The sequence below is a fragment of the Cupriavidus sp. SZY C1 genome (assembly GCF_032190535.1).
Taxonomy (GTDB): domain Bacteria; phylum Pseudomonadota; class Gammaproteobacteria; order Burkholderiales; family Burkholderiaceae; genus Cupriavidus; species Cupriavidus pauculus_C.
On sequence record NZ_JAUANU010000001.1, the window covers coordinates 684,436 to 696,391 of the forward strand.

The window sequence follows — 11,956 nt, forward strand, 5'->3', positions numbered from 1 at the left end:
GGAACATCGCCCCCATGACCTCCACGAAAGTCCTGGACTATTTCGCCAGCCTCGTGGCCGACGACGACGCCATCCCGCTGACGGAAACCGCGCTCGCGATCGCCCAGGACGCCTATCCGGACCTCGACCTGCAGGCCGAGCTTGCCGCGCTGGACGTGCTGGCGGTGCGCCTGAAGCGCCGGATTGCCGAGGGCACGCCGGCCATCCAGCGCCTGCGGCTGCTCAATCATTTCTTCTACCGCGACCTGGGCTTCGGGCCCAACGCGAACGACTACTACGACCCCGACAACTCCTACCTGAACGTGGTGCTCAAGCAGCGCCGCGGCATTCCCATCTCGCTGGCCGTGTTGTACATGGAACTGGGCCAGCAGATCGGCCTGCCGCTCAAGGGGGTGTCGTTCCCGAACCACTTTCTGGTGCGCATGACCATTCCGGCCGGCGAGGTCGTGCTCGACCCGCTGACCGGCGAGACGCTGTCCCGGGAGCAGTTGCAGGAAATGCTCGACCCGTGGCTGGAGCGCGAAGGCATCACCGGGTCCAACGAGGTACCGCTGGGATTGTTCCTGCAGGTGGCCGGCCACCGCGAGATCGTGGCGCGCATGCTGCGCAACCTGAAGGCGATCTACCTGCAGGAATCGCGCTGGCAGCGGCTGCTGGCGGTGCAGAACCGCCTGGTCATCCTGCTGCCCGATTCGATCGAGGAAGTGCGCGACCGGGGGCTGGCCTATGCCAACCTGGAGTGCTTCCGGCCGGCGCTGGAAGACCTGGAAGCCTACGTGCGGGCGCGGCCCGATGCGGCCGACACCACGCAGATCCGCGACCGCATGCCGGCCCTGCGGATGATGAGCCGCAGCCTGAGCTGACGGCCCACCGGTGAGCGCCCCGGGGGCGCCCCCCGCTCAGGGCTTGCGGTCGGCCGGACGGCGGCGCGGGCCGCGCACCAGCTTCCAGAGCCCGCCCAGCACCAGCGGCACGATGGCCGCGCCGATCCCGGCCAGCACGATCAGGTTCAGGTACTGCTTGATGAACGGCAGGTTGCCGAAGAAGTAGCCGGCAAAGACCAGGCCGAACACCCACAGGGCGGCGCCCAGCACGTTGAAGAGCTGGAAGCGCGCGAACGTCATCTGCGACACCCCCGCCACGAACGGCGCAAACGTCCGCACGATCGGGATGAAACGCGCCATGACCAGCGTCTTGCCGCCGTGGCGCTCGTAGAAATCGTGCGTCTTGCGCAGCGCGTTCTGGTCCAGGAAGCGCCACTGGTGGTCAAACACCTTCGGCCCGATCCAGCTGCCGATGAAATAGTTGACGGTGTTGCCGATCACCGCGGCCGCGAACAGCAGGCCGCAGAGCATCCACTCGTTCATCGCCCCGGTGGCGCACATGGCCCCCGCGATGAACAGCAGCGAATCCCCGGGCAGGAACGGCACGACCACGAGGCCGGTTTCCGCGAACACGATGGCAAACAGGATGCCGTAGACCCAGACGCCATAGTCCAGGACGAACTGACCGAGGAATTTGTCGACATGCAGGATCATGTCGAACAGGTGCAATGCGGTATCCAAATTTGACCTCTCTCTCGTGAAGGCCCCCATCATACAAGAGCCATGAAACCGTTCCGGCCCCTGCCGGTCCGGAGTGCGCCGAAAAGGTGTCCGGCCGCACGTATAATCGCCCGCATGCCTGCCGACGCCGCCCTGCCCGAAGCCCGGGCCTCCCTCCGCACCACCCAGCCCGGCCGCCCGATCCGGCCGTTGCCCGATCAACTGATCAGCCAGATCGCCGCCGGCGAGGTGGTGGAGCGGCCCGCGTCGGTGGTCAAGGAACTGCTCGAAAACGCGCTCGACGCCGGCGCCACGCAACTGGGCATCCGGCTGGAGGAAGGCGGCGTGCGCCGCATCGTCATCACCGACAACGGCTGCGGCATTCCCGCCAGCGAACTGCCGGTAGCCCTGATGCGGCACGCCACCAGCAAGATTGCCTCGCTCGACGAGCTGGAATCGGTGCTGACGCTGGGCTTCCGCGGCGAGGCGCTGGCGTCCATCGCTTCCGTGTCGCACCTCGTGCTGACCAGCCGCACGGCCGGCGACGCCCATGCCACGCAGATCAGCGCCGATACCGGCCACGTGCAGCCCGCGTCCGGCGGGGTCGGCACGATGATCGACGTCCAGCACCTGTACTTCAACACGCCGGCGCGCAGAAAGTTCCTCAAGTCCGAGCAGACCGAGCTGGGCCATTGCCTGGAGATGATCCGCCGCGCGGCGCTGGCACGGCCCGACGTCACGATCTCGGTCCACCACAACGGCAAGCCGCTCGAACACTGGAACGCCGGCGACGTGGCCACGCGCACCGCCCAGGTGCTGGGCAGCGACTTCGCGCGCGCCCGGCTGGCGCTGGACGAAGGCGCCGACGCGCTGCACCTGTACGGCTTTGCCGGGCTGCCCACCGCGTCGCGCGGGCGGCCGGACCAGCAGTATTTCTTCGTCAACGGCCGCTTCGTGCGCGACAAGCTGCTGAACCACGCCGTGCGCAGCGCCTACCAGGACGTGCTGCACGGCGACCGCTTCCCGTCGTACGTGCTGTGCCTGGACCTGCCGCCCGAGCTGGTCGACGTCAACGTGCACCCGTCGAAGATCGAAGTGCGCTTCCGCGAATCGCGCGCGGTGCACCAGTTCGTCTACCACGCCGTGCAGCGCTGCCTGGCGCGCCAGGCCGGCGAACAGGGCGACAGCCTGCATTCCGATACCGGCGACGGTGCCGGGCTGGTGCCGATGCCGGCGGCACGTCCGGCCGGCGTGCCCGGCGCCGCGCCGCAGTGGATCAACTATTCGGCCGGCCGCCAGAGCGAGCTGGGCATCGCCCAGCCGCGCCAGGCGTACCTGGGCATGGTGCGCGAGGCCACCGCGCCGGCGTCCGGCGACACCGCGCGGGCCTGGCAGCCGTCCCCGCAGCCGCCGGCTTGGCTGGCCGATGCCCAGGCCGCCCGCGCCGACGAGCCGCCCGGTCTGCTGGACCGCCTGCCGCCGCGCGACGCCGGCCTGCCGGCCACGAACGATGACGATGCCGACGCCGACGCCGACCATCCGCTCGGCTACGCCATCGCCCAGCTCCACGGTATCTACGTGCTGGCGCAGAACGCGCGCGGGCTGGTGCTGGTCGACATGCACGCGGCCCACGAACGCATTCTCTACGAGCAGATCAAGACCGGTCTGGACGCCCGCGACCTTGCGGTGCAGCCGCTGCTGATCCCGGTGACGCTGCCCGCCAGCCCGGTCGAGATCGGCGCCGCCGAGGAACATCAGGAAACGCTGCAGTTGCTGGGCTTCGACATCGCGCCGGTGTCGCCCACCACGCTGGCCGTGCGCGCGGTGCCGGCGCTGCTGAAGCAGGCCGACGCCGAGGCGCTGGCGCGCGACGTGCTGCGCGACCTGCAATCGTTCGGCGGCTCGCGCGTGCTGGCCGAGCGCCGCAACGAACTGCTGGCCACGCTGGCGTGCCACAGCGCCGTGCGCGCCAACCGCAAGCTCACGGTCGAGGAAATGAACGCGCTGCTGCGCCAGATGGAGCAGACCGAGCGCGCCGACCAGTGCAACCATGGCCGTCCCACCTGGGTCCAGTTGACCGTGACCGAACTCGACCGCCTGTTCCTGCGCGGCCAGTAACCTGCCTGCAAGATGTCCGCGCAGTCTTCCATTCACCCGCCCGTCGTCTGCCTGCTGGGTCCCACCGCCTCGGGCAAGACCGCGGCGGCGCTGGCCCTGGCCGCGCGCCGGCCCGTGGAGATCATCAGCCTCGATTCGGCGCTGGTCTATCGCGGCATGGATATCGGCACGGCCAAGCCGACGCCCGACGAACTGGCCAGCGTGCCGCACCACCTGATCGACATCATCGACCCGCTCGACAGCTACTCGGCCGCGCAATTCGTGACCGATGCCGAGCGGCTGGTGGACGATATCCGCGCGCGCGGGCGCACGCCGCTGATCGTGGGCGGCACGATGCTCTACTACAAGGCGCTGACGCAGGGGCTGAACGACCTGCCGCAGGCCGACCCGGCCCTGCGCGCCGAGCTGGACGCGCTGGCGGCCGCGCGCGGCTGGCCGGCGCTGCATGCGATGCTGGCCGAGGTGGACCCGGTGACCGCCGCCCGCCTGGCGCCGAACGATGCGCAGCGCATCCAGCGCGCGCTCGAAATCTTCCGCCTGAGCGGCCAGCCGATGTCGGCGCTGCTGGCCCGCCAGGCCGATGCCCGCACGTTCGCCGGCGCCGCCGACGCGCGCTACCGGGTGATCGCGCTGGAGCCATCGGACCGCGCCGTGCTGCACGCGCGCATCGCCGCCCGCTTCGACGCCATGCTCGAAGGCGGCCTGCTGGACGAGGTCAAGGCCCTGCGCGCGCGCGGCGACCTGCACCTGGGGCTGCCGTCGATGCGGTGCGTCGGGTATCGGCAGGTCTGGGAGTATCTGGATGGCGACTGCGACTTCGCCACCATGCGCGAGCGCGGCATCGCCGCCACGCGCCAGCTTTGCAAGCGCCAGTTGACGTGGCTGCGCAGCACGCCCGAGCGCGTGTCCGTCGATGCGCTGGCGCCCGACTACGTCGCCCAGGTGGCCCGCGCCGCGGGCTGGTGATCGCGCCAGAGCTGGACGATAATCGGCGTTCACTTTTTCAAGCGCCGACGCTCGGCACGCCCCGCCATGACCCCGTACTCGATCCGCCCCGCCATGCCCGCTGACAGCGCCACGCTGTTCCGCCTGATCTCCGACCTGGCCGAATACGAAAAGCTGACCCATCTGGTGGAAGCCACGCCGCAGAAGATCGAAGCCGCGCTGTTTGGCGCCCGGCCCCATGCGGAAGCGGTACTCGTGGAAGTCGACCAGGATGGCGCCCCGCGCGCCGTGGGCTTTGCACTGTTCTTCCACAATTTCTCGACCTTCCTGGCCAAGCCGGGGCTCTACCTGGAAGATCTGTTCGTGGAACCGGCCTGGCGCGGCCACGGGCTCGGCAAGGCGCTGCTCAAGCATCTGGCGGCACTGGCCGTGGCGCGCGACTGCGGCCGCTTCGAATGGTCGGTGCTCGACTGGAACCAGCCGTCGATCGACTTCTACCGCGCCATGGGCGCCGACGTGATGCCGGACTGGCGGATCTGCCGGGTAACCGGGGAAGCGTTGCGGGAGCTGGGGGCGGCGTAGGAACGCCGGGGAGGGAGGTTTCTCCCCTCTCCCGCCGTGCGGGCGAGGGGAGCACTACACCGGTGGGGCGTTACACCACCACCGTCTGGGCCTGGCCTTCGGCGCGTTCCTGGATCTCGCCGATCTGCCACACGGCTTCGCCGGCGGCCTGCAGGTGGCGGATGGCGCGTTCGGCGTCTTCCTTGGCGACGATCACCACCATGCCGATGCCGCAGTTGAACACGCGGTGCATTTCGGCGTCGGCCACGTTACCCTGGGCCTGCAGCCACTGGAACAGCGGCGGCAGCGTCCAGGCGTCCTTCTGGATCACGGCGGTCAGGTTGTCGGCCAGCACGCGCGGCACGTTCTCGGTCAGGCCGCCGCCGGTGATGTGGGCCATGCCCTTGACCGGCAGCGTCTCGATCAGCGACAGCAGCGGCTTCACGTAGATGCGCGTGGGCGCCATGATGGCGTCCTGCAGGCGCTGGCCGTGGAAATCGGCATTCAGGTCCGGCTTGGCCACCTCGATGATCTTGCGCACCAGCGAGTAACCGTTCGAGTGCGCACCCGACGAGGCCAGGCCCAGCACCACGTCGCCCGGGCGGATCGTCGTGCCGTCGATGATCTTCTTCTTTTCCACCGCGCCGACCGCAAAACCGGCCAGGTCGTACTCGCCGTCCGGGTACATCGACGGCATCTCGGCGGTCTCGCCGCCGATCAGCGCGCAACCGGCCAGTTCGCAGCCGTGGGCGATGCCCTGGATGACCGTCGCGGCGGTGTCCACGTCCAGCTTGCCGCAGGCGAAGTAGTCGAGGAAGAACAGCGGCTCGGCACCCTGCACCAGGATGTCGTTCACGCTCATCGCCACGAGGTCCTGGCCCACGGTGTCGTGGCGGTTCAGTTGGAACGCCAGCTTGAGCTTGGTGCCCACGCCGTCCGTGCCGGAGACCAGCACCGGCTCCTGGAACTTCTTCGACAGCTCGAACAGGGCGCCGAAACCGCCGATGCCCGCCATCACGCCTTCGCGCATGGTGCGCTTGGCAAACGGCTTGATGCGGTCGACCAGGGCGTCGCCGGCATCGATGTCAACACCGGCATCGCGGTAGGAAAGGCCTGCCTGGCCGGCGGTCGGGGATGCGCTCATGAGAACCTGCTTGTCTTTGAGGAGGGTGAAGTGTGGAATCCGCCGCTTTTTGACGCGCTTCCCGGACCGTTGGGGCCAATCGGACGCGGGGCGCGGGCGCGACTCCAGTAAAATCGCGATTTTAACGGATACAGGCTCCCGGCGACCAGTAGGCGGGCGCATCGGCCTGCTAGCGCACCCGCATCGCGCAAGTTACGGATTCGTCATGTCACCGCGTCAAAGTCACAAGCAGCTATCTCTCGAACTGGGCAGCCCGCCCCCTTCGACGTTCGAGAATTTTTTCGTGGCTGCCAACCGCGAGCCCGTGCAGCGGCTGAAGGAACTGCCCGGCCAGGTGGCACGCGAGCAGGCCAACGACCGGCTGGTCTACCTGTGGGGCGACATGGGCTCGGGCCGCACGCACCTGCTGCACGCGGTCTGCGACGGCGCCATCCACGCGGGACTGAACTGCCGCTACCTGAGCCCGCACCACGCGCTGGCCGACTTCATCTTCGATCCGGCCTGCCAGGTCTACACGGTCGACAACGTGGAGCTGCTGGACGAGGCGCGCCAGATTGCCGTGTTTTCGCTGTACAACGAAGTGCGCGCCCATGTGCGCTGCGCGCTGATCGTGGCGGGCGGCTTGGCGCCGCGCGCGATGCCAGTACGTGAAGACCTGCGCACACGGCTGGGCTGGGGGCTTGTCTACCAGCTCCAGCCGCTGTCCGACGAGGACAAGATGGCCGCGCTGGTGCAGGCCGCCAGGGAACGCGGGCTGCAGCTATCGCCCGAAATCCCGCACTGGCTGGTCACGCGCCACTACCGCGACATGCCGAGCCTGATGGCCCTGCTGGACGCGCTGGACATGTATGCGCTGGAGCGCAAGCGGGCCGTGACGCTGCCGCTGCTGCGCGAAATGTTCGCCGAATTCCGGGAGTAGCCGCCCCGCCCCCTATCCGCGGGGCCGGCCACGCGCCGCCCCACCCCCGCCCGGGCCAGGCCGACCGCCCGCGGCACCTTAATGTAAAATCGCGCCCCATGAATCTGGCACTGTTTGACCTCGACCACACCCTGATCCCGACCGATAGCGACCACGAATGGGGCCGCTTCCTGGTCCGCATGGGCGTCGTCGACGAGGAATCGTATCGTCGCAAGAACGACGAGTTCTACAGCCAATACAAGGCTGGGACGCTCAATATCCAGGAATTCCTGCGCTTCGCGCTGGCCCCGCTGGCGGCCAACCCGCGCGACCGCCTGGACCAGTGGCGCGTGCGCTTCATGCACGAGGTCATCGAGCCCGTCATCACGCCGCAGGCCAGGGCCCTGGTGTACAAGCACCTGGAAGCCGGCGACCTGTGCGCCGTGGTCACCGCCACCAACAGCTTCGTCACCGCCCCCATCGCGCAGGCATTCGGCATCAAGCACCTGATCGCCACCGACCCGGAGACCGTCGACGGCAAGCCCGAGAGCGCCTTCACCGGCGAGGTCATGGGCGTGCCGAGCTTCCGCGAGGGCAAGATCACCCGCGTGGAAAGCTGGCTCAAGAGCCTGGGCGCGAAGTGGGACGACTTTGGCACCACCACGTTCTACAGCGATTCGGCCAACGACCTGCCGCTGCTCGAAAAAGTCAGCGAGCCGATCGCCGCCAACCCCGACGACCGCCTGCGCAACCACGCGGCCGCCGCCGGCTGGCGCATCATGGACCTGTTCTGACGTGATCAAGAAGCTCATCACCCGGCTGCTCGGCAAGCCGGGGCCGAAACAGCGCCGCACCGGCCGCGCCCACATGCCGAACATCGTCGGCGTCGACGAACACCGCATCGATCCGTCCCTGATCTCGCGCAACGCCGTCAAGGTGACGTCCACGCTCCAGCAGGCCGGCTACCAGGCCTTCATCGTGGGCGGCGCCGTGCGCGACCTGCTGCTCGGCATCAAGCCGAAGGACTTCGACGTGGCCACCAACGCCACGCCGGAGCAGGTGCAGGCCCTGTTCCGCCGCTCGCGCATCATCGGCCGGCGGTTCCAGATCGTCCACGTGACGTTCTACGGCGGCCGCGAGCAGGAAATCATCGAAGTCTCCACGTTCCGCGCGCTGGTCGACGCCGTGGCCAGCGAGACGCTGCCCGAGGGCCGCCGCCTGAAGCGCGCGGAGCTGGACAGCAAGACGCATGCGATCGACGCCAGCGGCCGCGTGCTGCGCGACAACGTCTGGGGCTCGCAGGCCGAGGACGCCGAGCGCCGCGACTTCACGATCAACGCGATGTACTACGATCCGGCCGCCCAGACCGTGCATGACTACCATCACGGCATGGAAGACATCCGCGCGAAGACGCTGCGGATGATCGGCGACCCGGTCACCCGCTACCGCGAAGACCCGGTGCGCATGCTGCGCGTGGTGCGCTTTGCGGCCAAGACCGGCTTTGGCATCGACGAGGCCACGCGCCTGCCGATCGGCGAGCTGGCGCCGCTGATCCACAACGTGCCCAGCGCGCGGCTGTTCGACGAGATGCTGAAGCTGCTGATGTCCGGGCACGCCTGGGCGTCGCTGCAGGAACTGCGCAAGGCCGGCCTGCACAAGGGCCTGCTGCCGCTGCTGGACGTGGCGATCGAGCAGCCCATGGGCCAGCGCTTCGTGCAGCTTGCGCTCGACAACACAGACCGCCGCGTGCAGGCTGGCAAGCCGGTATCGCCGGGCTTCCTGTTCGCGTCGCTGCTGTGGCACCACGTGCTGCAGCGCTGGACCAAGCTGCGCGAAGGCGGCGAGCACCCGATCGCCGCGCTGAACACGGCCATGGACATGGTGCTGGAAAAGCAGACCGGCCAGCTGGCCATCCAGCGCCGCTTTGTCACCGACATGCGCGACATCTGGGGCATGCAGCCGCGCTTTGAAAAGCGCGTGGGCCGCATGCCGTACCGGCTGCTGGAATCGCCGCGCTTCCGCGCGGGCTACGACTTCCTGCAACTGCGCTGCCAGGCGGGCGAACAGCCGGCCGAACTGGGCCAGTGGTGGACGGACTTCCAGAACGCCCATCCCGAGGAACGCGAGACGCTGATCGACGCCGTACGGCCCGCGCGCGGCAAGTCCGGCAAGGGCGGCGCACGCGGCGGCGATGCCGCCCATGAAGGTGCCGAAGGTGGCGCGGACGCCGGCGACGACGGCGGCGCGGAGTTCGCCGGCGGCCCCGAGGGCGACGCCCCGGCACGCAAGCGGCGCCGCCGGCGCGGTCCGCGGAAATCGGATAAAGTGTCTTCCCGCAGCGAGGCGGATGCCGCCGACCGGACCGATGGAGGTCAGTCCGAGCCGGACCCCCGCCGCGCCCAGCCGGAGGAATAACATGACGCTCGCCTTCATCGGCATCGGCGCCAATCTTGGCGATGCGCGCCAGGCATTGAAGGACGCGATCGTGTGCCTGGCCCAGCAGGTCGGCATCACGGTCGTGGCCCGGTCTTCGTTCTATCGCACCGCGCCGGTCGACGCGACGGGCGACGACTACTTCAACGCCGTGGTGAAGATCGAGACGTCGTTTACCGCGCCGCAGCTGCTGCGCATCTGCCACCACATCGAAGACCAGTTCGGCCGCGAGCGGCCGTTCCAGAACGCCCCGCGCACGCTGGACCTGGACCTGCTGCTGTTCGGCGCCGATGCCATCAACACCGAGACGCTGACCGTGCCGCACCCGCGCATCACCGAGCGCGCGTTCGTGCTGGTGCCGCTGCTGGAACTGGACCCGGCGCTGGAGATTCCCGGCCACGGCCGCGCGGCCGGCTACCTGCCCGGCGTGCAGGGCCAGCGCATCGAGAAGCTTTCCTCATGCAAGTGCACTCGCTTGCAGGAAGGCAACGCGCCGACCTGAGCGCGACGGAGCATCCCGGCCATGCTCGACCACCTGCGCCGCATCGTCATCGAAGGCCCCATCGGCTCCGGCAAATCGGCGCTGGCCCAGCGGCTGGCGCAATACCTGCGGGCCGGCGAACTGCCCGACGGCGCCCGCCACAATCCCTTCCTGGAACGCTTCTACCGTGAACCGGCGCGCTACGCGCTGCCGATGCAGCTGGCGTGCCTGAACCAGCGTGCCACGCAGTTGCAGCAGTGGCAGGCGGCGATGCTGGCCGGCCATCGGATGATCACCAACTTCGTGGCCCCGCGCGACCGGCTCTACGCCGCGCTGACGCTGGAGTCCGACGAACTCGCGCTCTACGATGCGCTGGCCGCCCGGCTGGCGCTGCCCGCGCAGCGCGTGGACCTGGTGATCCTGCTGCAGGCCACGCCATCGCTGCTGCGCGAGCGCATCCTGCGGCGCGGGCTGCCGGGCGAAACCGCCATCGACGAGTCGTACCTGCAGCGCCTGCACGACGCCTATGGCGAGCTGTTCCACCGCTACGACGACGCGCCGGTGCTGATCGTCGATACCGCGCATTTCAATCCGGTGGACAACGACGGCGATTTCCGTACACTACTGTCGCGCATCGAGACCATGCGGGGCCGCAAGGCTTTCCTGAATCTCGCCGCGCCCTGAGTCTGCTCCACCCGCCGCTGCAAAGACGCGCCTAAGGCCCCCGGCAGCACGACACGATAACGACAACGGCCGCCGCCGGGGCGTATCCGGCGCTCCACGGCCGCCACTCCTACGGGCACCGCCATGAGTTACCTCCTCGATCCCTCCCGCAAGACCGTCACGATCCCCCGGCTGCAGGCCATGCGCGACGCGGGCGACAAGATCGCCATGCTGACCGCCTACGACTCCAGCTTCGCCGCGCTGCTCGACTACTGCGGCGTGGAGATGATCCTGGTCGGCGATTCGCTGGGCAACGTGATGCAGGGCCAGCAGACCACGCTGCCCGTCACGCTGGAGCACATGGCCTACCACACCGAATGCGTGGCGCGCGGTAACCAGACCGCGCTGCTGGTGACGGACCTGCCGTTCGGCACCTATCCCACGCCCGAGAAGGCGTTCGAGAGCGCCGCCACGCTGATGCGCGCCGGCGCGCAGATGGTCAAGCTCGAAGGCGGCGAATGGCTGGCGCCCATCGTGAAGTTCCTGGTCGAGCGCAGCATCCCGGTCTGCGCCCACATCGGCCTGACGCCGCAGTCCGTGCACGCGTTCGGCGGCTTCAAGGTGCAGGGCAAGACCGAGGCCGGCGCCGCGCAACTGAAGCGCGACGCGCAAGCCCTGGAAGCGGCCGGCGCGCAGGTCATCCTGATGGAAGCCGTCCCCGCCAAGCTGGCCGGCGAAGTCACCGCGCTGCTGAAGGTGCCCACCATCGGCATCGGCGCCGGCGTGGACTGCTCGGGCCAGGTGCTGGTGCTGCAGGACATGCTGAACATCTACCCCGGCCGCAAGGCCAAGTTCGTCCGCAATTTCATGGAAGGCCAGACCTCGATCGAGGCCGCCGTCCGGGCCTACGTGACCGCCGTGAAAGACAGCAGCTTCCCGGCGGAAGAACATACGTTTTCGGCTTGAGCGACGGCTCCGGCCAGCCGTGATGGCTCGCTTGGTTTGGCTCCCCTCTCCCGCGCGCGTGGAGTAAGCCGGGCGCAAACGTAATGCCGTAGCTTGGTTTGGCTCCCCTCTCCCGCCTGCGGGAGAGGGGCTGGGGGTGAGGGCCGGCGCTTGCACGACCACGGGCGTCTCGCAGGTTGACCCGCTGGCCCTCTCCCTCGACC

Annotated in this window: 12 protein-coding genes; 10 read left to right on the forward strand and 2 right to left on the reverse strand. The window is 68.8% G+C overall.

The window, feature by feature from the left end:
• The first annotated feature begins 14 nt into the window (after window positions 1-14).
• A complete protein-coding gene (locus QTN24_RS03220) occupies window positions 15-863 on the forward strand; it encodes a SirB1 family protein (RefSeq protein WP_124683345.1) in 849 nt (282 codons plus the stop codon).
• Between the two features lie 36 nt (window positions 864-899).
• Here the strand turns inward: QTN24_RS03220 and QTN24_RS03225 are convergent, their stop codons facing one another.
• Window positions 900-1,595, reverse strand: coding sequence for a VTT domain-containing protein (locus QTN24_RS03225; protein ID WP_409558978.1), 696 nt, complete (start codon window positions 1,593-1,595; stop codon window positions 900-902).
• 84 nt (window positions 1,596-1,679) lie between these two features.
• Here QTN24_RS03225 and mutL point away from each other — a divergent pair, with 84 nt between their 5' ends.
• The 3 genes from mutL to QTN24_RS03240 all read left to right on the forward strand — a co-directional run bounded on the left by mutL (window position 1,680) and on the right by QTN24_RS03240 (window position 5,189).
• On the forward strand, window positions 1,680-3,662 hold the full coding sequence (gene mutL, locus QTN24_RS03230; protein ID WP_313835281.1) for a DNA mismatch repair endonuclease MutL: 1,983 nt from the start codon (window positions 1,680-1,682) through the stop codon (window positions 3,660-3,662).
• Between the two features lie 12 nt (window positions 3,663-3,674).
• Complete coding sequence (miaA, locus tag QTN24_RS03235) at window positions 3,675-4,628, forward strand: tRNA (adenosine(37)-N6)-dimethylallyltransferase MiaA (RefSeq protein ID WP_313835282.1); 954 nt, start codon at window positions 3,675-3,677, stop codon at window positions 4,626-4,628.
• A gap of 66 nt (window positions 4,629-4,694) precedes the next feature.
• Window positions 4,695-5,189, forward strand: coding sequence for a GNAT family N-acetyltransferase (locus QTN24_RS03240; RefSeq protein ID WP_313835283.1), 495 nt, complete (start codon window positions 4,695-4,697; stop codon window positions 5,187-5,189).
• 70 nt (window positions 5,190-5,259) lie between these two features.
• Here QTN24_RS03240 and purM read toward each other — a convergent pair whose 3' ends face one another.
• Complete coding sequence (gene purM / locus QTN24_RS03245; RefSeq protein WP_313835284.1) at window positions 5,260-6,312, reverse strand: phosphoribosylformylglycinamidine cyclo-ligase; 1,053 nt, start codon at window positions 6,310-6,312, stop codon at window positions 5,260-5,262.
• Window positions 6,313-6,517: 205 nt separating this feature from the next.
• On the opposite strand from purM, the gene hda reads away from it, so the two are divergent.
• The 6 genes from hda (at window position 6,518) to panB (ending at window position 11,753) form a co-directional block, all read left to right on the forward strand.
• Complete coding sequence (gene hda / locus QTN24_RS03250; protein WP_124683339.1) at window positions 6,518-7,231, forward strand: DnaA regulatory inactivator Hda; 714 nt, start codon at window positions 6,518-6,520, stop codon at window positions 7,229-7,231.
• Between the two features lie 98 nt (window positions 7,232-7,329).
• Window positions 7,330-8,004, forward strand: coding sequence for an HAD family hydrolase (locus tag QTN24_RS03255; RefSeq protein WP_313835285.1), 675 nt, complete (start codon window positions 7,330-7,332; stop codon window positions 8,002-8,004).
• 1 nt (window position 8,005) lies between these two features.
• Entirely contained in the window at window positions 8,006-9,625 is a 1,620-nt protein-coding gene (gene pcnB / locus QTN24_RS03260) for a polynucleotide adenylyltransferase PcnB (RefSeq protein ID WP_313835286.1), read from the forward strand.
• Window position 9,626: 1 nt separating this feature from the next.
• Window positions 9,627-10,145, forward strand: coding sequence for a 2-amino-4-hydroxy-6-hydroxymethyldihydropteridine diphosphokinase (gene folK, locus QTN24_RS03265; RefSeq protein ID WP_124683336.1), 519 nt, complete (start codon window positions 9,627-9,629; stop codon window positions 10,143-10,145).
• A gap of 21 nt (window positions 10,146-10,166) precedes the next feature.
• Complete coding sequence (locus tag QTN24_RS03270) at window positions 10,167-10,808, forward strand: deoxynucleoside kinase (RefSeq protein WP_313835287.1); 642 nt, start codon at window positions 10,167-10,169, stop codon at window positions 10,806-10,808.
• A gap of 123 nt (window positions 10,809-10,931) precedes the next feature.
• The gene (gene panB / locus QTN24_RS03275) at window positions 10,932-11,753 is read left to right on the forward strand and encodes a 3-methyl-2-oxobutanoate hydroxymethyltransferase (RefSeq protein ID WP_124683334.1); all 822 of its coding nucleotides are present in this window, start codon (window positions 10,932-10,934) and stop codon (window positions 11,751-11,753) included.
• Window positions 11,754-11,956 lie beyond the last annotated feature (203 nt).

Coding starts and splice junctions, on each gene's coding strand:
- QTN24_RS03220 (WP_124683345.1), top strand. CDS start 15: ATGACCTCCACGAAAGTCCTGGACTATTTCGCCAGCCTCGTGGCCGAC.
- QTN24_RS03225 (WP_409558978.1), bottom strand. CDS start 1,595: ATGGGGGCCTTCACGAGAGAGAGGTCAAATTTGGATACCGCATTGCAC.
- mutL (WP_313835281.1), top strand. CDS start 1,680: ATGCCTGCCGACGCCGCCCTGCCCGAAGCCCGGGCCTCCCTCCGCACC.
- miaA (WP_313835282.1), top strand. CDS start 3,675: ATGTCCGCGCAGTCTTCCATTCACCCGCCCGTCGTCTGCCTGCTGGGT.
- QTN24_RS03240 (WP_313835283.1), top strand. CDS start 4,695: ATGACCCCGTACTCGATCCGCCCCGCCATGCCCGCTGACAGCGCCACG.
- purM (WP_313835284.1), bottom strand. CDS start 6,312: ATGAGCGCATCCCCGACCGCCGGCCAGGCAGGCCTTTCCTACCGCGAT.
- hda (WP_124683339.1), top strand. CDS start 6,518: ATGTCACCGCGTCAAAGTCACAAGCAGCTATCTCTCGAACTGGGCAGC.
- QTN24_RS03255 (WP_313835285.1), top strand. CDS start 7,330: ATGAATCTGGCACTGTTTGACCTCGACCACACCCTGATCCCGACCGAT.
- folK (WP_124683336.1), top strand. CDS start 9,627: ATGACGCTCGCCTTCATCGGCATCGGCGCCAATCTTGGCGATGCGCGC.
- QTN24_RS03270 (WP_313835287.1), top strand. CDS start 10,167: ATGCTCGACCACCTGCGCCGCATCGTCATCGAAGGCCCCATCGGCTCC.
- panB (WP_124683334.1), top strand. CDS start 10,932: ATGAGTTACCTCCTCGATCCCTCCCGCAAGACCGTCACGATCCCCCGG.